The sequence below is a fragment of the Neobacillus sp. WH10 genome, from assembly GCF_030123405.1.
Taxonomy (GTDB): domain Bacteria; phylum Bacillota; class Bacilli; order Bacillales; family Cytobacillaceae; genus Neobacillus.
In genome coordinates this window covers 1028902-1051443 of sequence record NZ_CP126110.1, presented here as the reverse complement: position 1 = coordinate 1051443, position 22542 = coordinate 1028902, and the positions used below count along the sequence as shown (strand labels likewise).

The window sequence follows — 22542 nt, the reverse complement described above, 5'->3', positions numbered from 1 at the left end:
TACGGTGTGCTTGATGAAAAAATTATGAGGTTCTCTGGTTTATTATACCATTTTAAATCAAGATATGAAATCGTTTCCAGAAAATTCAGGCTTTTAAAAAACTCAGAGTCGAAAGACTATTTCATCAACCTTTAAAGGTTACCTAAAGCCAAAGGAATATCAGAGGCTAGTACGGCTAAAACTATGGGAGGTTACACTTGAAAATAAGGCGGTGTTTGTATGTCAGATTTTATGGAATCAATCGATTATGAAACGGGCACAACGATTCAGACTTTCAACATTATTGAAGCGAATGAAAATGCCGAAGGTTATGAGGTACATTTGGATATCGATTTAGACAGTGGCTATGTACTAGAAGGCGTCAAGTTGAATATCACTAACGATGATTTTGCTGCTTACGAAACAAATGATATTCAAGAAGTGGTCAAATATGCTTTAGGATTCTTTGATCAAACCAATGGAGCTAGTGAATTGAATATTGAAGAAAAGAATATGCAACCTAAGGAATTAAAAAATACAGGAACACGAAGTCAACCAAAACAAACATTAAAAGAAAAATACAATATTGATGCTGACAGAGCATGGGAAGATGACCGCCTTTAGTGGAGGCATCTTCCTACCCTATTTTGCTGAAACATCCGCTTCTCTAATCACCCTCTAAGTTACTACATTTAAAAATTTTCCAACACAAATTTGGTGAATAAATTCATTCTCATGCACGGTTTGCAAATGATAGGCCCTTTGCATCGAGGGCATTTCGGAGCTGCTCCAATGCTTTTGGGCCCATACCATGCAGCTTCAAGATTTCCACTTCACTTACTTTGGCGATTTGCTCCAGCTGCAAATATCCGGCAGTTAAAAGTGCCCGCTGTGCCGGCTTAGCTAATCCAGCAGGAAGGTCGCTTTCCGTTATTTGTTTGTTTTCTGTCATAAGGAATTCTCCCTTCTAAAAATTGACCGTACTCGGTCTTTTAACATATTGATTTCCTTGTTATAACTGTTATACTATAAATATAACACATAATACAAAAGGAGTGTGGAGTATGTGTATATTACACTTGATCTTGAATCAGAAGAACCAATTTATACACAATTAAAGTACCAGATCATTGCCGGTATCGCAAAAAAAGAACTAAGCCCTGGCGAGGCACTACCCTCCGTACGGTCACTGGCAGCGGATCTAGGTATTAATCTTCATACCGTTAACAAAGCCTATCAGCAATTGAAACAAGAAGGATTTATTTTGATTCATCGGCAAAAAGGCGTGGTCATCAATCCCGATGGCGTTCCTAAAGCAAATGAAGCCTACTGGTCTGAATTGGAATCCAAACTCCATCCACTGATTGCTGAAGCAGTTTGCCGCGATGTCCCGGAAAAAGATTTTTTACAGCTTTGCAGTCGAATATTCGCAAATTTTTTACATGAAGGGTGATAAATCATGACTTCCAACATTTTATTATTTCTTATTGCGATGATGATTCCGATCTTTATTCCGCTAATTTTCATCCCTTTTTGGACACGAAAAACAGAAAGTTTCGGTGTATCGATCCCTGAAGAGGCCTACCATCTTCATGATATAAAAAAAATGCGCCAAAAATATGCCTGGACGAATGCAATTCTGGCTATCATCATTACAGTAGTTTTTTGGTTTACAGCTGCAGGTCGCGATGAAAACTTCACCGCAGTCTTGTTTTCCATCTTGATTTTTGCTTTTATAGCTGTAAGTTTTGCCGTCTATCTTATTTTCCATAAGCAAATGAAGGAACTAAAAAATAATAATCAAAATTGGACGCGAAAGCCGCAGTTAGTCACGATTGATACCGGGTTTCGAAATCAAAAGCTGGCATACTCTAATTATTGGTTTGTCATCCCATTTTTGATTTCGATTTTATCCATCGTCATTACTCTTACAAATTACCAGCTTATTCCTGATAGATATCCGATGCAATATAACTTTAGTGGCGAGGTCACTACCTGGGCAAATAAATCTTATCGGTCAGTGCTGCTTATGCCAATCATGCAGATTTATCTGACACTACTGTTTTTATTCATTAATACCATTATTTCTAAAGCCAAACAGCAAGTGTCCGCTGCTAATCCCGAGGAATCCATTCGGCAAAATATCGTGTTCAGAAGACGGTGGTCGCTGTTCACTATCATCATGGGTACAGGCTTGATCACCATATTTATGCTGAACCAGCTATCATTAATGTATCAAATTAATCATCAGCTATTAATGATTGTTCCGCTTGTCTTTACCATTGGTATTATTGTAGTATCTATTATTCTATCGATAACAACTGGTCAAGGCGGAAGTCGTATTGCTGTAAAAACAGGCGGTGAAAACGGCACAGTTATTGATCGTGATGATGACCGTTATTGGAAGCTTGGCATGTTTTATTTTAACAAGAATGACCCAGCGATATTTTTAGAAAAACGGTTCGGAATCGGCTGGACAAATAACTGGGCCCACCCGCTTTCATGGATTATCGTGCTTGCGATTCTCTTACTCGCTTTCGGTCTGCCTAAATTATTGGGATAAGCTAAATGTATAAATAAACAGGGATGGCAGTCATCCCTGTTTATTGTTGAAAAATAATAGCAAACTAGATTTGAATTAATCTTGTAGTCCATCGATACACTATTTTATTCATTTGGTCCAAAAACTCGGTTGCGGATATCTGGGGCACTGGAGTTCCGTTTCTCTATTCGCTTTGATAAAGTAGCTCTCATGCCCGGCGCAAGCAATTCACACCCAGCAAGTTCTTGCATTTCTATAAAATTCTGCTGCTTACCATGGAGAATTTGATTACATTTTTGGATGGTCCAATGCGGATATGGACGATCAAGTAAGGTAAATGTTTGCCCCTCTTCAATATACCCTTCTTGTAAAACACGGAAATACCAGCCGGTTTTTCCTGTATTCTGTAATAACAATGCTAAGTTTTTAATTTTAAAACGGCGCGCAGGCTTCCAGCACGGCTGCCTTGGCTGAGAAACTTGAATAATCGCCTCACCAATTTGAAAGGTATCACCAATGGAAACCGTTTCCTCCGTTGCATGCTCCATAACCAAATTTTCACCCATGCCACCAGCTGATATATCCGATATATCTAATTCATTTCTCCAGTATGTATAATTTTCAATTGAATAGGCAAAAACGGCTTTTTCGGGCCCGCCATGGTGTTCCAAATCTGCTACTCCATCACCTGTTAAACCTGTTTTGCCAACCCAGATTGGTCCTTCAACAGGCTCTTTAAAAATGGCACTTGTCCATTCCCGCTCCATGGGATTTACAGCCTCTTTACTTCCCATTGTTTTGGGTAAACCTACGAAAACTTTATTAAGAATCCACTTCACTTTTTTCACTCCTTTAAATTTGACCGTTTTACTCATTATACTTTTTAATCCATTCAATAACGATTGGTTGATTTAAAACCCCTTCATAAACTATTAAATTCAACAACGAGGAAAAATATCTCTTCTTACATCATACCTTTAGCATCCAAATTGGGAAGATATTTATTTGGCCAATTCATTTATGAATTCGCAATCGATAGATAACCGAAAACGCATGAAAATATTCAACCATGCGTTTTCGTATGTCTTCCTTTTTTACGTCAGCTGTTCAAATTATTTTTGAGCATTTCAATGCCCTCTATCATTTCTTTCACATTTTCATCATCATTCATTTCATTTCTGGCATGAAGCAGAACAGGTCGGACAGATTCCACAGAACGTCCAAAGCTGTACATCCATTCATAGCGGGGGACCATCCATGTATGAAAATGGTGTGTGGTATCTTCGTTATAAAAATAATAGACATGTTCAATTCCTAATACTTCTCGTTGCGCTTTTCTAATTTTTGTTAGAACGTTGATATAATCAATCTTCTCTAACTCAGTTAATTCATCAAAACAGGTAATATGACGCTTCGACGCCAAAATAATTAATCCCTTTATAGGGTATGCGACGTCTTGATGAGCATGGAAATGCTCTGTTTCGATGACAACCCCTCCATCTGGTTCAATCAATCCACTCGTTAAAGCACAACTCAAGCATTCAACCTCTACTGTGTTTCCATTAGATAAGGTAATTTTTCTCACTAAAGATCCCCCTAAATTCTACTAGTCTGGTTTTAATATTAAACCATTGTTACAATATTAAAAAATCCTTACCCAAGGTCATTATGAATATTTATGTAGTTTCGATACAAAATACAGATTAGATTAATATGTTTTTTCGTTAACTAGAGGCTTCCATTTTCCTATCCTTTGTTGAATAGAAATGTCAATGGCTGGCTGGTGAACAAGGAGAAAATAGGTGAATAAATTTGAAAACGGTTAACAAAGAAAAGATCTTTTTATTCATAAAAATTTTATTTCCAGTGATATTATTTGGTCTCGCAGGATATGAAATAAAAAAATTTACGGGAAACATGAACATTCAGTTGTTTCGCCATGAAGTTAGTCAATTGCATTTGACTAAGATGGTCTTGATTTTTTTAATTACCTTTTGTGCCATTTTCCCAATGTTTTTCTATGATGTATTTTTAGCAAAAATATTAGGCCTTAAAGTACCGTTAAAAGAGCTGGTGAAAAGGTCTTTTATTGCCAATACCTTTTCAAACTTAATTGGGTTTGGAGGTCTTGTTGGTGCTACACTGAGAACCTATTTCTATCAAGAAGCTGAAGCTGACAAAAAAACACTAGTGAAGAAAATAGCATCTGTTTCGCTGTTTTATCTGACCGGCATTTCTTTGTTATCTTGGATCGTTCTTATCGGTTATCGAAGCTCACCTCTTTTTCATGAAAAAAGATGGCTTTTTTGGGCAGTAGCAGCTATAAGTTTATATCTGCCGATTTTTATCGTAATTTATTTTATTCAACGCAAAAAAGCAAAAGAATCAATGGTCGAGTTTGGAATAGCGCTCAAACTGATCATCGTTTCTTTGTTTGAATGGATTGCCATTTTCCTAGCTATCTGGTTATTATGTATGATTTTAAGAATCCCTATTGATTTTAAGGAGCTTGTGCCTGTTTTTATCGTTGCTTCATGTGCCGGAATTATTAGTATGATACCTGGGGGGTTCGGGTCCTTTGACTTACTTTTCATCTGGGGTACTCATGTTTTAGGTGTTCCGGGGGAGAAAGTGGTTGTCCTACTGCTATTTTATCGTATCGGCTATTTTATTCTACCATTTTTAGTCGGATTAGTTTTATTTATCAAGGATTTTTGGAACAGGTGGAATCAATCGTGGAACAATGTTCCAAATGCCATCCTAGTGAGGACTGGCCATATATTTTTAACCTTTTTGGTCTTTCTGTCAGGACTTGTTTTGCTTCTTTCTGCAGCTGTCCCAGGAATTATCGAAAGGATAAAGATTGCTCAAGAATTTTTATCCTTTCCAATCATGAATATCTCGCATCAGCTTTCTGTTGCAACTGGTTTTATCCTGCTCGGGTTATCCCGTGGTATTCAGTACAAAGAGAAGCGGACATACAACCTAACAATTGTCGTTTTAATTTTTGCTGCCTTTTTCACTTTTTTAAAGGGTTTTGATTATGAGGAGGCATTGTATATTTTAATTGTTGCCGTGCTCTTGAGAGTATCAAAAAAGCGATTTTACAGAGAGAGTTTTGTATTAAGCTGGAGTAAAACCATTTTTGATATCGGTATGTTTGTTGTAATTACCTTTATGTTTTTATTAATCGGATATTTCAATTTGCCTTCCTCCGAAATTAAAGTGACTCCAACGCTTTCACCATATTTGATTAAAGACTCTCGTGAATTATTTAAAAGTGCATTAATCGGTTTGTTTATTGCTATGTTACTTTTCTTCATCGGCTTTTTAGTTAGACGCTATAAAAAATGGGAGCTGAAAACATCTATTACTCAGGAAGAAAAAATCATGGAACATTTGGATCATTATAATGGAACAGTCCTAACACATTTAATCTTTTTACATGATAAATATATTTATTGGAATAAAGAGGAAAACGTCATGTTTGCCTATCAAGTATATGCAGACAAGCTTGTGGTCCTCGGTAACCCTGTTGGAGACCGAGACGAATTGCCAGCTGCAATAGAAGAATTTAGAGAAACAGCTGATCTTTATGGGTATACTCCTGTTTTTTACGAGATAAGCGAGAAAATGCTTCCATATCTGCATGAAAACGGTTATGACTTTTTCAAGCTAGGTGAGGAAGCTTATGTTGAATTAGACAGTTTTTCATTAAGTGGAAAAAAAATGAAAGGAGCCAGGGCAGTAAAAAACAAGTTTGAACGAGAGAATTATCAGTTTGAAATTGTAAAGCCTCCCTTTCAAGCAGATTTCATGAAGGAAATAAAAGAAATATCTGATGAATGGCTTCAAGGAAGAACGGAAAAAGGTTTTTCACTCGGTTTTTTTGATGTGAATTACCTCAATAAGGCTGAAATAGCTGTTATTAGAGCAAATGGAACAAAGATACTTGGCTTTGCCAGCATAATGCCGGTTTATAATCAAAACCAATCCATCTCGTTGGATTTGATGCGCTTTGGAAAGCATGCGCCAACCGGAACGATGGACTTTGTTTTTCTATCATTATTCGAATGGGCAAAAGAACAGGGATATCAATACTTTAATATCGGGATGGCACCTTTATCAAATGTAGGCCTGTCAAAGTTTTCGTTTTTAAGTGAAAAAGTTGCTTCTCAAATATTTTTACACGGTCAATTTCTCTATTCATTTCAAGGTTTAAGAAAATTTAAAGATAAATATGCCGACATGTGGCTTCCAAAATATTTAGCTTACCGAAAAAAAACGTCCTTGCCAATTACGATGGCACAAATCACTTTATTGATTGGCAAAAAAAGAAAAAATGGAGACTAATAAACGCAAAGAAAGATTGGCTTTTTTGAGCCAATCTTTTTTGCGGATGGAACTTATGATAATTTGATTAAGTGACAACAATTACGCTCATTCTTTCGCAAGGTGTCCTTTATCGTGATGTTAAGCCGCTTTTTGCTCAACAGTAACAGAATCATCAAGGCTATGGCCTTCCCATTTTGTAATAACTATAGCCGCCAAGGAGTTGCCAACAATGTTAACACATGTACGTGCCATGTCGAGAATCCGGTCAATACCCGCAATAAATGCTAAACCCTCAACAGGCAGCCCTACAGTACCTAATGTGGCAAGAAGAACAACAAACGATACGCCTGGAACCCCGGCAATCCCCTTGGATGTAAGCATTAATACAAAAACTAATGTTATTTGCTGTCCAATACTCATATGGATTCCATACATTTGTGCAATGAACATTGCCGCAATCGCTTGATATAGAGTCGATCCATCAAGATTAAAAGAATAACCGGTTGGAATAACAAAAGAAGTAATCGACTTTGGACAGCCGAGCTTCTCCATCTTCTCCATAATTTTGGGAAGGACAGTTTCTGAACTCGCTGTCGTATAGCCCAAAATTAGTTCATCTTTTAAATATCGAATTAGCTTAAAAATGTTAAACCCTACAATTTTCGCCGTTAACCCTAAAACCACTAAAATGAAAAAGATCATTGCCCCGTATACAACAAGAACCAGTTTCCCAAGTGGAATTAAAGAGGAGATACCAAATTTCGAAACAGTTACACCAATCAAAGCAAAAACACCGAAAGGGGCTAATTTCATGATTTGATTTGTTACAAAGAACATCGCATCTGCAGTTCCTTTGAAGAAATTGAGAATCGGCAGGCCTTTCTCTCCGATCGCTGCCACTCCAAGTCCAAACATAACAGAGAAGAAAATGATTGCAAGCATATCTCCCTCTGCTAAAGACTGAATAATGTTAGTAGGAACAATGTTCACCACTGTATCAATCATCGAATGTGACTCAGTTTTTTCAGCTGTACTTACATAACTATTAATATCCGTCTTTGTTAAATGGGTGCGATCGACCCCAACACCTGGTTGAAATACGTTCGCGGCAAGCAGTCCAACAATGATTGCGATTGTCGTGATGATTTCAAAGTAAAGCAGGGTTTTGCCTCCGAGCTTTCCCAAGGACTTCATATCGCCTACGCCTGCAACACCAACAATTAGACTTGAGACAACGATTGGAACAACAATCATTTTAATTAAGCGAATAAATATATCACCTATTGGCTGGAGGTAAGTTGCCACATGCGGATTGCCATAAAAAACCGCACCGACAATAATACCAAGAGCCAGTCCAATGAATATCTGCCATGCTAAACTAATTTTCTTCATGAACATTTCCCCTTTTATATATAAAATTTATAAAACGAATAATCAATATTAATTCTTCAATCTATTTAGCCAAATAGATCTTTCTCCATTTCACATAAACTATTAATATTTATTATTAATACATAATAATATTTAGTGGAAATCACTTTCATTTCTATAAATGTGTTTTTATGGAAATTAGACCTATTATAACTTTAACACTATTTGAATCATGCATTTGGTTCCTTTAGGTTATTTTTTTAGAATAACATGTATGATTAAAAAAAAAAAGAATTTTCGACGACCGTTTACCGCTTTGAATACAGAGATAGAAGTCAAAAGTGAGAGAAATTGAGCTATTTACTGTGCTTTTATAGTTTTAAATTCCAGCTAAGATTCCAGCTGTTTTTGCATCGACTGCCTATTAATCTTCGATTTTTGTAACACTCTGCCACTTTTCTAAACAACAAAACCTTGCCAGCTAAATTGGCAAGGTTTACTATTGGGTTTATTCTACATTTTTGATCCGATTCCTACATATTTCCTTACAACTTTCCTCCATACCAACAACCCATATTCCATTGTCGATAATGTCAGTCCCATCAAGGCAAATAAACACGAACCGGGATACATTTCATATGTAGAAGAAGGCTGAAATATTTCAATAGATTCATTCTTTTTACTTCCCAATTTCCGTTCGATTTCTTTGCTAGAAATCCCCTGCTTCTCCATAGATATATCTGTCTTCTCAGGAATTTTCACGATTTCAAAAGATGCCTCTGTCTGGGGTACGTTCTCTCCAAAAGGTATATCTTCCCCTACTTGCTTTTCAAAAGAAGTATGTGATGTTTTCTTTTCAATAATAACGTCAGCCACATCAGGAGTTTTCATCATTGATTTCATGGCCTCCGTGATCACGTTCGCTATTTCTTCATTTGAAAAAACCTTAATCGAAATCCAGCCGCGTGGATCTACCTCGAAACCATGTTTTTCAATGGTTTCTCTTGACATATATTTACCGTTCACATAGCCATTGCCACTTGGATGTAATTGCGTTGCCAACACTTGACCCTTTTGCAAACTTTCAGGATAAACAAAGCTTACTCTTCCATTACTAATTTTCTTTTCCTTAAGATTAAAAGAATGAAAAACAGCCTTTTTTTCCTCAAACGATAACACTTCAATGACTCCCTTCCAAATATACTTCATACATGTGCATCTATATAAAAATATGAAAATCCGGCATTGATCTAGGGCACCGTCAAAAAGCTTCTGTTTGGATAATCCCCTATCCAAATCCAAGTATAAATTTTCCAATGTTACCTTTATTATAACAAATACAATACGAACTGGATTGATATGAGAGCATTTTCTTTAATATGTAAATGTACATAACATATTACCTGAAAAGTTAATTTGTGAGGGCACTGAAGAACACTCATTTTTTTAAAAGATCTAAATAGCAGTATTAAAAAAGACGACTAAAAATTCACTTTTAGAATTTTGAGCCGTCTACTTTGATATTACTTTTTAAAACATAGATTACTTGGCTATTTTTATCAAACATTAATTCAATGCTCTGCTATCAAAGTTTTTTCAAAGTTCAGGCGAATTACGTATTCCCATTGGAACTGCTGGCTGCAACTGCTGCCGCCGTCATGCTTGCGGTCATTGCTGCCTGCTGGGCTTGGATAAGCGCTTCAATCGAAATGTTTAACCCTGTTCTAGCAGCATCTCCCATAGCTGTCATTGAACTCATCAAAAACAGCACACTCATCATAAAATTAATCTCTTTGTTCCATTTAAACAGTTTATCCCGATTAAATTCCTCATTGATCATAAGGAGGTTATTAATTTCACTTTCCTTATTTTCTAAAAAGCTGAGCATACCGATATATGGATAATAGACCTTTTTGGTTTTATGATTAGCATTGTCGAGCAGTTCTTTTATTTCAATGCATTGTTGTGCCTTCACATTCGGACTTTGTTCTGAATCCAATGCCAGAATGTGGCTTAAAAATTGCAGATCATTCCCACTTGAAAAGCCTATTTTCTTAAGTGCCTGGTAGTACTCCTCCACTCTGCTTACGATTTCTTCTGAATCATTTTCACATTGGGCCAGTATAGATGCCAAAGGATAATCACCAGAGTCCGTCAGGAAAAAATGGTGCCCTTTCATTCCTTTATAGATATCGCTTGTTTTTTGAATGATTTCATCTATGCGCATTGGCTCCACTTTTAAGAGCGTTCCCGCTGCAATATAGGAATACGCATTACGGCTGAAGCCATTATCAATGAGCTTTTCATAAATAGCAATGAAGTGGTGAAAGCTTGTTTTAGGATCATCCGCTGTTGTATCTAATGTTGCAGCAATGCTAAAACGTTGTGTCGATTTTAAATAGGAAAAGGCCCCTACATTGCCCTTAATATAGTCGGCAATTTCCAGATACTTTTTTAAGTGAAACTCTTTTGAGTTTGTTACATACATAGCGGCAATCATCATTAGTGTGCGCTTATCCGCTTTCCATTTTAATGCTGAATACAACTGCGAATAGATATCCTTATAAGCTCCAATGTTTTCTTTAATTGATCTCTCTTGCATCTATTCATTCATCCCCCTTCAAAATACTTCTTGTCTTTAATACGGTGTATGGCAAAGTTTGGTTTCAAGAGAATACTTTTCTTATGTTTCTTTCACCTTTGGAAGAGATTTATCCCCGGCAAAGTAAAACTAGTTGCACGAAAAGTATAAATATATTATTCTATATACATAGACATTCTATATATATAGAATACTTATACATAAGGAGACCCGATGATGGAAAATGAGCAATTAAAAATTTTTGATAGCAAGCGGAATCCTATTGGAATTGCAACAAGAGAAGAAGTACATCGAACCGGACTTTGGCATGAATCCTTTCACTGCTGGATCGTTAGCCGCGAAGAAGAAATCGATTATCTTTATCTTCAGCTTCGTTGTCAATTAAAAAAAGACCATCCAAATCTTTTTGATATTACGTCAGCAGGCCATTTATTAGCCAATGAAACGGCCGAGGATGGCATTCGTGAGATCAAAGAAGAATTAGGAATTGATGTTGCCTTTACTGAGCTAAAACCATTAGGGATCATCAATTATTGTGTAAATCATGAAAACTTAATTGATAATGAACTGGCACATACATTTTTATATATAAAGAATCTAGCATTTGATGAGTTTACCTTACAAAAAGAAGAAGTTTCAGGCATCGTTAAAGTAAAATTTACCGATTTTACTGACCTTTGGTCAGGGAATTTACAAGAAATAAACATGAAAGGTTTTGAAATAAATAATAAGGGGGAAAAACTAGTTATCGACAGGATGGCTGGTAAAAATCAATTTGTCCCACACGAACTTTCATTTTACAAGACGATTATCCAGTTGATTAAAGAAAAACTAAATGAATGCAGCTAACGTGCATTTCAGTGACTACCTTGGCGAACAGGATCTGACACTGTTCGCCATTGTTAGCTTCTAATGAAAAAAGCAGATAAGTTCATTAAGAAAAGGAGTTGGCAATACAACTCCTAATTTTAAGTAAATTGAACCTAGCACCATGCTTTGCTCTAATCAATATCATCCAAGGGGAGTATATAAGTTAATCGCTATTTCGACTAAATTTAGTTTCATTTTAAAACTAACCTAGATTAAGCGTTTTGCCTATTTCTACGAATGATTTTGTATTACTAAGTATCATCCACCATGCCGCATTACTGTTCTCGTAGTGAGGATCACCTTCCTGCCATTGGTCATGAATTAAGGTTAACTTCGTACAAGAGCCAACGGGATCAAGCAGATAAGAAATTCTAGATTCATAATCCTGAATGTCATCTTTCGTGTAGGATTTTCCAGCAAAGTGAGTAAAACGAAGTACTTGATTTGGTATATACTCTAATACATTTCCATAAACATGAACCGTCTCATCACCATCAGCCCCCGGCCCAACGTATTCCAAAAGATCTCCTAATTGAAAGGTGGATCTGATAACACTTCCATAATAAATCTGCTTTGTTCCCTCGGACGAGATTAATGCCCTCCATACTTCCTCTGGTGTCCCGCCAATATAAAATACATACTTAAGATCCTTCATAAACTCTTTCCTCCTAATTTTGGTTCTTCCTTTACATCATAAACAAACTTCACTGACATATACGGTCAGTGAAGTTTAGAGTTTTGATAATGTTTAACTAATTCTAAAGTGACAGTTACCATTCTCTCTTTTAAAAATAATGGTTCTAGGATATTGATTGCCGTTCCATAAGGAAGAAGATAGTAAGGTACATAAGTATTTATTGATTGCTCATCTATCTTAAAATGAGCATGATTTTCCGAACGGCGGGTAAGTGCATGCCCAAATAACCAATGCTGGCATAAATCATCGAGGGCATGCGCATGTCCTTCAATATGAATGGAAATCAGTTGGTCAGGCTGGTCTAAATCAGGCAAAAGCCCATTTAGAAAAAAAGCACGTACTGAAAAATCTGCCGGTCGATCAAATTCAACACCCGTTCGAGATATACTCACGATCCGATCAATACGAAAGCTGCGTATTTCAAGGCGCAGGTGACAATAAGCGATGACATACCAATTCCCTTTCCAATACACAAGGCCATAAGGATCAATGTTACGTGATTGGGGAGTGCTTTCATTTCCTTTTTGATACTCCATTAATAGTGTTAAACCTTCTGCCACGGATTCTTCTATATCCTGGAGAATCGTTTCCAATTCAGATTTTGCTGGCGGTTGAATCACATCAAACCCTGATAAATGACGATTGATATAATCCAATTGTTCTTGATTTGTATACTTTTTCAGCTTTGTGACTGCACCATTCAATACCTCACTAAAGGGATACCCAGCCTCTGATGCAAAACTCGCCGCATGGATCAGCGCTTTTTGCTCATCTACATCAAAAAATAACGGTGCCTTTGTAAACTCATGGAGCAAACTGTATCCGCCATTATGACCTGAATCTGAAATGATCGGAACACCGCTAGCACACAGGGCATCAATATAACGATATACCGTACGGATATTGATCTCCAATTCTTCTGCCAATTGTTTGGCAGTCATTCGCTTCCCTGTTTTAAGCAGCCAAAGTATAAAAGCATATTAACAGCTTTGGACATGGGTTATTTAGTCCCTTCTACAGCAGCGCGGGCAGGTCCCATGCCGCTATTCTCGTTTCTATTATGAAGATTATAGCAGTGGTGATCCCGAAAGATCATCTATTTTTTGGTTAATTTATGATGTAATTTGGATTTATGAGAAGATTACTCGGGCAGAAGCAATATACTATCTACTATCCGAAGAACTCGACAATTTCAATTAGAGATTTTTCTATTAAAGCTTAAAAATTTTCCCCCATGCTTTCATAGATTCCGGGCTGCAGATCTTAGCAAAGTGCTCGTTAAGTTCCTTTTTTGCTTCTTCCACACTGATTTTCATTTCCTTAACATGATTACTTTTTGACCAGTAATCCATGGTCTCAAATGAGGTACTGCTCCAGCCATTGTTTTCACCCAGTTCATTGGTTTTTGCCTTCGTACCAGAGACAACAATATCCATGGACCCTTGTAATTCTACCAAAGCGGAATCGAACGTTTTTTTCTTTTCTTTATCCTTCATTCCCGCTTTAGACCTTAACATTCTTGTATCAATGCCTGGTTCCTCATGAATAAGCCTATACAGTTCTAATGCTTCTCTTGAAACAAGCCCATCCTCATACCGTTTTTCCAATGGCTGTTGTGAACTCAAAACTACTCTAACGAAAGGAAGAAGCCTTCGTGAGATTAAAACAGACTTTTTTTTAATAAACTTTCCGTATGCCGCTACTCCATCCTTTGGGAATTCTGCACGCCACATCCATGGATCCATTTCCGAACCGGTATGCCACTGTTCCTTGGATGTAATGCTATCTAATGAAGGATAAGCAGGCACTAATTGTGCCAATGGCAGCATCCCAATTTCCTCTATCACTTCGATAGCTTCTTTATATGTACGAATTTGGTAATTCTTCATTTATCTCAGCTCCCCAACTTTTCTTTCATATATCTAATTAATAGTCTAACTAATTTCTTTAAACATTAAACTATGAAAAAAGAATAAAGCTCTCCTTCTAATCTGGAAAAATGTTCTCAAGACCGCTTCTTAAAGACAAAACTCTTCTTGATATCGGGGAAAGTGTCCTTAAGACTGCCTCTTAAAGACAAAACTCTTCTTGATATCGGGGTAAGTGCCCTCAAGACTTCTTCTTAAAGACAATACTCTAATATTTATATAGAAACCACCACTATTTGTGATACGGTTCACCGTACCAACAAATAGTAGAATAGGAGGAGGAATACTTTGAAAGAGAGGAGGAGTTGATGTAACCGATCCTTATTGATGGCGAGCAGATTGCCATCAAGTACGGTTAAAAAACATTATATTTTCTAGCAATTTCTACCCAGTCATGGCGCTTGGATGTTTCTAGTTTTTCGCCAATTTTTTTGCGGTGATTTTCAACTGTTTTTACAGAAATCTCTAGTTTTTTCGCGATATCCTTGAGTGAATAGCCCCTAACCGAAAGGAAAAAAACCTCTTTTTCGCGATTTGTGATAGGAAGATCCAGCTTAGCCAATGATTCAGGTTCAGAGTCATCTCCGATTACCATGCTATTAAACACCTTATTGCTGGCAAGTATATGATCGAGGGAGCTAATAATGTCACCTCTTTTTAATTGTTTGATTAAATAACCATCTGCTCCAATTTTATATGCTTTTTTTTGAAATCCAATATCATCAAACATTGAAAAGATGACGATTTTTGCTTCTGGCAGCTGCTTGCGAAGTTTTTCTAGTGTCGCAAACCCATCTAAGCCTCCGGGCATGGATAAATCAAGAAGAATTAGATCTGCCGGAAAGGATTCTACTAATTTCATAGCTTCATAACCGTCAGAAGCAAATTCTACTCCATCTATACAATATGCATGCTGTAAAATCATCGCGAGACCATCCCGGACAATCTCATGGTCATCAACAATCAGCAGATTCATATTCATCGTCTCCTTCGTTTTTATTAATTGAAACAACCCCTTCGACCTTAGTTGGACCGCCTTTTTTGCTGATCCATTTTATGGCCCCCCCTAACATTTTGCTTCTCTCATACATATGCTTTAATCCAAGCCCATTACTTTTCTCTGTATTCAAATCGAAGCCATCCCCATTGTCATGGATGTAGAAGTAAAGATATTGATTGAATGATTTAATATGGATCGAGACAGAAGTAGCATTTCCATGGCGAACAGCATTGTTAACACCCTCTTGAATGATTCGAAAAAAATGTAACTCCTTTTCCCTATCAAAGCTATCATTAATTTTTGTGTCCATAATAAACTGAATATCGATTTGATAAAGCTCTTCCCAATCTCGGACTGCTTCATATAGTGCATCCTTTAAACCAAGGTGATCTACGGTTTCTGATCTAAGATTTTTGGATAAGCATTTAATATCATTTAACGTTTTTTCCATACCAGTTATCATTTTGGAAAGATGGCTTTCGTATGCTTTATTGTTAACATATGGTTTAATACCTTCGAGTCCGAGAAAAATACTATAAACACTCTGCCCAATGTGGTCATGTAACTCTCGGGCAATCTTTCTTCGCTCAGCCTCCTGAGCCAGCATGGTCTCCTGAACAAGCAGTTCATTAAATTTTGCTTTTTTGCTAATTTCATTTTCTATTGGTCTCCGTAATTGAAGAATATAGTAATCTTCATTATTACTGTTCATCTTTTTTAATGACATTTCAAACTCTTCTTCCATTCCGGAATAAACGGCCATATGAGAATGGAAAAAGGGTACTGGATCTTCAGCGGTAAGAATACAGCGATTCTCTCCTTCCTCTATTTCCCTTTGCTGGCAATAAGAACAGTAAGGAACTGAATCACCCATCTGCCATCCGCACATCGATTTTGCAGACTCATTTATGTAATGGATGGTTCTATCTTTGTCCATAATAATAATCCCATTGGGTGCAAAGTGGATAATTTCTTCAAAGAAATGTTCAGGTAATTTCATTTTACGTCCTCATTTTCATATGATACTTCTATTGTAGCGTGTTTTTATTTGTCTTTTTTCTAAAGAAATGAAATATAGATGAACTATTTACCATTAAAGCAAAAGGCGCCCAACTTCTGTACCAGAACAAGTCTAGGTGCAGAAGTTGGGCGCCTCCTCAAAAAAACTATCGATTTTCCATCGTACTATGCTAAGCCTTTCCTTGTGGAACTGGACAATTCTCAAGGCCGATTGATAAGTCTGATTCTATAAAAAGGCTATAGGTACAGCTGCTGCAAGAAGCAGATAGCGGAGAGTAAAACCTCCAATTAGTACCGACGTTTCTGTTACGAGTGTCCCGGCAATACTATGTGAACCCGCAGCGGCTACTTGGAGACCTTCAAGTGTTTGGGACATCTTCCTTGCATTTATAAGTTCTAATGATTCAATTATGATTGGCAACAATAGACCCACCGCAATAAGAGCAATCCAGAATATCATGCTATACTCACCAGATATTAATGATGAAACAGATTCTGCCGCAGCTTCATTGGATGTTGAAGTAATTAGAAACATTGTGAAGATGAGAAACACTTCAACTGCCAGCAATGACAAGTGAATTTTTTTCACCGAGATAACCTGATGTACGACCTGTTTATTCACAAAACCTGAAACAAGCAATGTACCTGCAATACCTGTCGATAAGGCAGAGACTACAAAGAGAATCGGAAGGATGGCCGTGTTCCATAGTGGAACAGTCGCTATCACTCCGATTAAAAATCCAGTGTATATAGCTGTCCCAATTGCAAATACAATTCCGATATACTCGACCCATTTATTCACATCTTTTTTTAGCAGCTCCATCAAGGCAACATAAAAGGCTGCGAGCATAAAGAAAGAAATAAAGTAGGTTCCGATTGTCATAACTGAATTAAAATTGGTAAATAAATATATGAACCTAAGTGGGTTCTTAAGACCTGCTTCCGCATCGACAATTAATAAAAGCAAGCCTATCCCCATTAATACTGGACTAATTAATCTTCCTGTCATTCTAACAGTAACAGCTTTCGGATATTTACGGGATATATAGGAAGAGGTTAAAAATGCACCTGCACTTAAACCCGCCAAAAATAAATAGGCCGCTATGATCGTTCCCCAAACCATTCTCCTCACCTCACGTAATAAATTTTCGTTTTACCTAAATCTTCCCTTAATGGCTTCGCGTTGTATTTAATAATTGCTTTGGATATTTCACTATTAGGATCATCCAGATCACCAAATATTCTTGCAGTACTAATACATGTACTGACACATGCTGGTTGTTTACCTTCTGCCACTAGGTCAACACAGAATCGGCATTTTTCAACAACACCTGTCAAATGCTCTTGTGTTCTCGCTTGATATGGACAAGCAACCATACAGTACTTACAACCAATACATTTTTCTGGATCAACTAGGACAATTCCATCTTCGGTTGTGTAGGTCGCTTTTGTAGGACATACACTTTCACAAGGAGCATCCTCACAATGCTGACACTGCACTGGGATGATTTCATTTTTTACATTTGGAAATACTCCAGTTTCTATTTCATGAAATTTAATGAAACTGACCTCCACTGGAAGTTCATTTTGCATCTGACAGCTAACACGGCAGGCATAACAGCCGACGCATTTTCTCGTATCAATCATCATTCCATATCGTGCCATCAGCCCTTCACCTTCCTTACTTTAACAATTACTTCTTGCATATTTCCTGCCCCGCTCCTTGCCTCGAAATCAAATGGTACATGCTCCATATAACCAAAGCCAACTCCTACTCCTGTCTTCTGATATGGAGATGTAATGCCATAATGGCTTGGTACAAAAATAGCTTCAGGATGGATCCTTTCTGTCACTTTTACTCTGACTTTACTAACCGCCTCGCTTGACTTTACCTCAACTAGATCTCCATCCTTGATTCCAAGGTCTTTGGCACGAACTGGATTCATCCAAATTCTTTCAAGGTCATAATCCTTTGTTATTTGCATCAAAATAGGCGTATTTGCTGTTTGTGTATGGCTATGAATCGCCTGTTTTCCTGTGATCAAACGGAATGAATCCTCTTTCGGGCTGACCTTCGGTCCATCCCATTTTACAATTGGTGAGAAGCCTGCTTCCTTAAATTTTTCACTAGAGAATTCCACTTTTTTAGATGGTGTTTTTAGCTCAGGCATTTTCCCAAGCTCAATCGTCATATCTGGAAACATAATCGTTCCTTTTTGTCTCAATTGTTGATAGGTAATTCCAGTTGGAGCAAGCATTGCTTCATTCAATTCATCAAGGCTAAAGTTGAAATATTGACTAAATCCACAAGCTTTTGCAAGCTCTGAATAGATCTGGTGGATTGGTTTTGTTTTTGGATGGACTTTTTCAACCATCTGCTGTCTTAAGGCTATTCCTGGTGTCTTGCCAGATAAACTCTCAATCACTTCATCACGTTCAATATATGTCACATCAGGAAGGATATAATCTGAAAGTAATGCCGTTTCAGACATCTGAACATCGATTGTGACAATAAGGTCCATCTTGGAAAAAGCCTTTTTCATGTATTTTGGATTTCCATAACCAAGCGCTGGATTGGAATGATGAAAAATAGCAGCTTTCATCTTGCCTTCCATCGCATTTTTAGCCACAATTGTTGCTACACCTTGTTCTTCATAGGCAAGTGGGAACTCCTCTTGTCCCGCTTTTTTGAGTTCAGGTTTTTTAGGGCTTGGATATTTAGCAGGATCAAGCTTACCTAAATGCGGTTTTGTTCCAATAATACTGCCGCCTTGTTTTTGAATGTTTCCAAGCATCGCATTAAATAATGCAACCGCTCGGCCAGTTTCTGTACTATTTTCATAGTTACAGCCAAAGGCACCCCGCCAAGACTGTTCAATTAATGCTTTTGGCTTTGCTTTCCCCATATCAGTGGCTATTCTAGTAATCGTATCAGCGCTGATACCTGTTAATTTTTCAGCCCATTCTGGGGTATAATTTTCAAGTTCCTTTGCATATTCTTCAAAACCAATGGAATAATTATTGATAAATTCAGTATCGTGAAGATTTTGTTTGATTAATACATGTGACATTGCCAGTACAAGCGCAAGGTCAGTTCCAGGGCGTATTGCTAACCATTCATTTGCCAAGTTCCCGGTGTTGTTTAGTCGTGGGTCTACAATGACAATTTTTGCCCCATTTTCTTTTGCATCAGCAAGTGACTGTACTGAGCTTGGTCGGATTGCGTCTCCGTAGCTTCTTCCAATAAACATTATATATTTTGCAGCGCCGATATCTGCGCTTGTTGCCGTAACACCTAATGAGTGCAGGAAGCCTGCATCACGTGAATTAGAACAAACTACATGGTGGGTGTAGTAGTTCGGTGAGCCAAGAGCTTCAATAAATCTTGGTGAGTAGAACTTACCTGTGGCCCTTGGATCCTCTGTTAATGATACAACTCCAGGTCCATTTTCCTTTATGATTTTATTTAGTTTATCTGCAATTTCCTTATATGCCTGATCCCAGGAAATTGGTTCGAATTTCCCTTCACTTACTCTCTTAAGTGGTTGTGTCAAACGCTCCTTTGAATAAACAAGAGTTGCATAACCATGGCCTCTAGCACATAACTTTCCTTTTGAATAAGGATGATCAGGGTGTCCTGTTAATTTCCAAAGACGGCCATTTTTCACGTGACCAATGATCCCACATTTACTTGAACAGCCATTGCAAGTACTGGCTATTTCTTTAATTTCTGTTTTTTCACTTGCTTTCACATACTTACTTGACCAATCTTGAAAACCTGCTGTTCCGGCTGATGCTAATACTGTTGTTGCAGCAGATGCCTTAATAAAGCTCCGCCTTGATATTTTAGAATCAAGCATATTCGCCATATCCTCCTTTATGTTTTAATCAATCAGTCTAGAAAAAGCTCAAGCTTTAATGCTTGACCGGATTCCTAATCGTAAAAATTTTGTGTTCAATTTCCATATATGGAAGTAAGCTTTTTTAGCATTTGCTGAAGAAATCGAGTTACTTGAAGATAAAATTGAGTTCCACCCAGTTCCTCAAGTCTAAGAGCAAATTCGTCCAGCCAGCCAAAATGATCGGCCAGGAACTGTTTAATCATTTCTGCCTTTGCATGTAAAAGAAAAAATGCTAGTAATTCGAGCAGTATTGCAAGATGATCGGGCATATTCCTATAATTTTCAGGAATTTCGATTTCAAATTCTTCTAAAATAAACCGAATATGGAAGGCAGAATCTCCAAGCAAATATCCTTTACTCCTTGCAAATGGCAGTTTGCACGTACGATCTGCAGTCCATTCCTTATAAATCGACTCGACAGGTAGTGCAGGTCCACCAAGGCTTTCCGCGTATATTTGTTGCATTTGTTTTAAACTAGTAGGGATATCTGTTATTTCTACTAAACTATTTGATTCATACCATTCAGATGCATACCTCCTAAGCTCATCTAAAAGTTGATGGCAAGAGAAATCTTCCCAGATGTCGGATTCCGGAAACTTGTAAAGATCAGCAAGTATAGAGAAAATCCTAGAAGCTGACTGCTTTTGATCTAGTATTGTGTCCAAAATTTCACCCCTTTAATGAACCAAATGATTCTATTTTTACTATAGGAAATATAATTTTGTGAAACAATATACAATCTGTGGATTTTGTTTCAATTCTTATGAGGGATTTCACCTACTATTTTTTTCGAGAAAATCATTAAATCTGTGACAAATTTACTAGAAATCTTAATAATACAGCACTATAGCTAAGTTCCCACTCATTTTCCGCCACTTTAAAATATGAACAAATTGTTACACTTATTTGGACATGCTGGTAACTTTAGAGAATTAATAGGACTTTAGGGTTAAAATTAATTAATACGTGGAAGTGCCTAACTTGAGCCTATGTCAGTAATCGGTGGGGTTGGTTATTTATCTTTATATAGAGAAATGTTAGAGGGTGACGAGATGTCATTATTGACACACTGGCTAGAAAGTCTTAGCTATGAACTGAGTGCTACGGAAAAATGCCTTCGAAAAATTAGTCCATTCAGTACATGTACTATTTGCCAAGATAGCTGTGAGGTACAGGCGATAACATATAAAAATGGAGGTCCGATCATCGACCACAACGTTTGTAACGGCTGTGGACGCTGTATTACCACTTGCCCTGTTCAGTCACTACAAGGGCAATCACCGATAAGGAATATCCTAAATGGTGTATTAATTCTAGATGGTGGACCGCTTCCGACAGAAACAGAGCTACTCCACTTATATAAATGTGGAATTCGAAAGATTTCTGTTACCATGCCAGACACTAAAGTGACAGGGATCATTGATGAAACAAACGGGCTTTTAGAAAAGATGAACATGGAGCCATTCGTATCAGTTCCAGTACCAGATCCTGCTGTTCGTGATACTCTAACACTTACAAGACGAGGTTTGTTTAGTAAGCTTACATTTGAAAGCAAAAAGCTTGCATTAACCACCATTGCACCAGCTAAATGGCACTTTAATCAGGATAAATTCAGACGGTCAAACTTGTTTGAAGGCTGGTCTTTTTTTACGATTGCTCTAAATACTGAGTCTTGTACACTTTGTGAAACCTGTTTTCGGTTATGCCCCGGGCAAGTATTTTCCATCCAAGGAAATAGCCTTAACATCGATAGTGAAAAATGCTTAGGCTGTTCACTTTGTCTTGATGTGTGTCATAATGATGCGATAAAGGTGAAGTCGAATGTCCAAACATCTAAGATAAATACCTTCTCTATTGTTAATAGCAAGTGTAAAACCTGCGGCGGTGATTTTCTTAGTTGGACGGACGAAGAAATATGTAAAAGTTGTGAAAGCAGTAAGAAAAACAATATCTTGAATTTTTTATAAAAAATTATCAATAGCAATACGTTTGATATGGCAAAACCAATACATTTGAGCAAGTAAGCAAGAAGTATTTCTTTTAAACTTAGATAACTTGATAAAAAAGCTTCCACATACTGATTTCAGTACATGGAAGCTTTTTTCTTAATGATCATGGAAGTTTCACTTTATCTGTGGAAAAACAATTCATTTAATATCTTAAATAATGTTCTATTCATAATTTTGTAGAGTCTGCAATATCTTTTTTCTTAAATTAGAGTGACAAATACACTAAGTGCAAATTATAATAAATTTTTGAAAGCGTATTAATTTCCATATAAAAGTAAGTTACAATA

At 37.1% G+C, this 22542-nt stretch carries 20 protein-coding genes and 1 pseudogene; 6 read left to right on the top strand and 15 right to left on the bottom strand.

What is annotated here, in order from left to right:
• The first annotated feature begins 219 nt into the window (after positions 1 to 219).
• Positions 220 to 603 (top strand): hypothetical protein, encoded by a 384-nt coding sequence (locus QNH20_RS04800; protein WP_283921774.1) that lies wholly within the window; start codon positions 220 to 222, stop codon positions 601 to 603.
• Between the two features lie 109 nt (positions 604 to 712).
• On the opposite strand, the gene QNH20_RS04795 is transcribed toward QNH20_RS04800, so the two are convergent.
• The gene (locus QNH20_RS04795; protein ID WP_283921773.1) at positions 713 to 931 is read right to left on the bottom strand and encodes a helix-hairpin-helix domain-containing protein; all 219 of its coding nucleotides are present in this window, start codon (positions 929 to 931) and stop codon (positions 713 to 715) included.
• A gap of 114 nt (positions 932 to 1045) precedes the next feature.
• Here QNH20_RS04795 and QNH20_RS04790 point away from each other — a divergent pair, with 114 nt between their 5' ends.
• A complete protein-coding gene (locus QNH20_RS04790) occupies positions 1046 to 1432 on the top strand; it encodes a GntR family transcriptional regulator (protein WP_283921772.1) in 387 nt (128 codons plus the stop codon).
• Positions 1433 to 1438: 6 nt separating this feature from the next.
• Entirely contained in the window at positions 1439 to 2542 is a 1104-nt protein-coding gene (locus QNH20_RS04785; protein WP_283921771.1) for a DUF1648 domain-containing protein, read from the top strand.
• A gap of 104 nt (positions 2543 to 2646) precedes the next feature.
• Here the strand turns inward: QNH20_RS04785 and QNH20_RS04780 are convergent, their stop codons facing one another.
• Both QNH20_RS04780 and QNH20_RS04775 read right to left on the bottom strand, forming a co-directional pair.
• A complete protein-coding gene (locus tag QNH20_RS04780; protein WP_283921770.1) occupies positions 2647 to 3360 on the bottom strand; it encodes an MOSC domain-containing protein in 714 nt (237 codons plus the stop codon).
• Positions 3361 to 3620: 260 nt separating this feature from the next.
• A complete protein-coding gene (locus QNH20_RS04775; protein WP_283921769.1) occupies positions 3621 to 4106 on the bottom strand; it encodes an HIT family protein in 486 nt (161 codons plus the stop codon).
• 227 nt (positions 4107 to 4333) lie between these two features.
• On the opposite strand from QNH20_RS04775, the gene mprF reads away from it, so the two are divergent.
• A complete protein-coding gene (gene mprF, locus QNH20_RS04770) occupies positions 4334 to 6874 on the top strand; it encodes a bifunctional lysylphosphatidylglycerol flippase/synthetase MprF (RefSeq protein WP_283921768.1) in 2541 nt (846 codons plus the stop codon).
• 120 nt (positions 6875 to 6994) lie between these two features.
• Here the strand turns inward: mprF and QNH20_RS04765 are convergent, their stop codons facing one another.
• The 3 genes from QNH20_RS04765 to QNH20_RS04755 form a co-directional block, all read right to left on the bottom strand.
• The gene (locus QNH20_RS04765) at positions 6995 to 8248 is read right to left on the bottom strand and encodes a cation:dicarboxylate symporter family transporter (protein ID WP_283921767.1); all 1254 of its coding nucleotides are present in this window, start codon (positions 8246 to 8248) and stop codon (positions 6995 to 6997) included.
• A gap of 492 nt (positions 8249 to 8740) precedes the next feature.
• Complete coding sequence (locus tag QNH20_RS04760) at positions 8741 to 9436, bottom strand: hypothetical protein (RefSeq protein WP_283921766.1); 696 nt, start codon at positions 9434 to 9436, stop codon at positions 8741 to 8743.
• A gap of 403 nt (positions 9437 to 9839) precedes the next feature.
• Entirely contained in the window at positions 9840 to 10829 is a 990-nt protein-coding gene (locus tag QNH20_RS04755) for a DUF4003 family protein (protein ID WP_283921765.1), read from the bottom strand.
• Positions 10830 to 11042: 213 nt separating this feature from the next.
• On the opposite strand from QNH20_RS04755, the gene QNH20_RS04750 reads away from it, so the two are divergent.
• Positions 11043 to 11678: an NUDIX hydrolase gene (locus tag QNH20_RS04750; RefSeq protein ID WP_349632702.1), complete on the top strand. Its 636-nt coding sequence runs from the start codon at positions 11043 to 11045 to the stop codon at positions 11676 to 11678.
• Positions 11679 to 11901: 223 nt separating this feature from the next.
• Here QNH20_RS04750 and QNH20_RS04745 read toward each other — a convergent pair whose 3' ends face one another.
• The 9 genes and pseudogenes from QNH20_RS04745 to QNH20_RS04705 all read right to left on the bottom strand — a co-directional run bounded on the left by QNH20_RS04745 (position 11902) and on the right by QNH20_RS04705 (position 20911).
• Positions 11902 to 12354, bottom strand: a complete 453-nt coding sequence (locus QNH20_RS04745) for an SRPBCC domain-containing protein (RefSeq protein ID WP_283921764.1) — start codon at positions 12352 to 12354, stop codon at positions 11902 to 11904.
• Positions 12355 to 12419: 65 nt separating this feature from the next.
• Positions 12420 to 13393: pseudogene (locus QNH20_RS04740) on the bottom strand (helix-turn-helix transcriptional regulator).
• 214 nt (positions 13394 to 13607) lie between these two features.
• Positions 13608 to 14285 carry an AlkZ-related protein gene (locus QNH20_RS04735; RefSeq protein WP_283921763.1) on the bottom strand — a complete coding sequence of 226 codons (678 nt, stop codon included), beginning with the start codon at positions 14283 to 14285 and terminating at the stop codon, positions 13608 to 13610.
• Positions 14286 to 14679: 394 nt separating this feature from the next.
• Positions 14680 to 15300 (bottom strand): response regulator transcription factor, encoded by a 621-nt coding sequence (locus QNH20_RS04730; RefSeq protein ID WP_283921762.1) that lies wholly within the window; start codon positions 15298 to 15300, stop codon positions 14680 to 14682.
• Positions 15281 to 16324 (bottom strand): ATP-binding protein, encoded by a 1044-nt coding sequence (locus QNH20_RS04725; protein WP_283921761.1) that lies wholly within the window; start codon positions 16322 to 16324, stop codon positions 15281 to 15283. The genes QNH20_RS04730 and QNH20_RS04725 overlap by 20 nt, the downstream gene beginning before the upstream one ends.
• Positions 16325 to 16570: 246 nt before the next feature.
• A complete protein-coding gene (gene nrfD, locus QNH20_RS04720; protein ID WP_283921760.1) occupies positions 16571 to 17467 on the bottom strand; it encodes an NrfD/PsrC family molybdoenzyme membrane anchor subunit in 897 nt (298 codons plus the stop codon).
• A 5-nt stretch (positions 17468 to 17472) separates the two neighbouring features.
• Positions 17473 to 18009 carry a 4Fe-4S dicluster domain-containing protein gene (locus QNH20_RS04715; RefSeq protein ID WP_283921759.1) on the bottom strand — a complete coding sequence of 179 codons (537 nt, stop codon included), beginning with the start codon at positions 18007 to 18009 and terminating at the stop codon, positions 17473 to 17475.
• Complete coding sequence (locus QNH20_RS04710; protein ID WP_283921758.1) at positions 18009 to 20204, bottom strand: molybdopterin-dependent oxidoreductase; 2196 nt, start codon at positions 20202 to 20204, stop codon at positions 18009 to 18011. The genes QNH20_RS04715 and QNH20_RS04710 overlap by 1 nt, the downstream gene beginning before the upstream one ends.
• Before the next feature lie 95 nt (positions 20205 to 20299).
• Complete coding sequence (locus tag QNH20_RS04705; RefSeq protein WP_283921757.1) at positions 20300 to 20911, bottom strand: molecular chaperone TorD family protein; 612 nt, start codon at positions 20909 to 20911, stop codon at positions 20300 to 20302.
• A 387-nt stretch (positions 20912 to 21298) separates the two neighbouring features.
• Between QNH20_RS04705 and QNH20_RS04700 the strand changes: the two genes are divergently transcribed.
• Positions 21299 to 22213 (top strand): 4Fe-4S binding protein, encoded by a 915-nt coding sequence (locus QNH20_RS04700; protein WP_283921756.1) that lies wholly within the window; start codon positions 21299 to 21301, stop codon positions 22211 to 22213.
• The last annotated feature ends 329 nt before the right edge of the window (positions 22214 to 22542 follow it).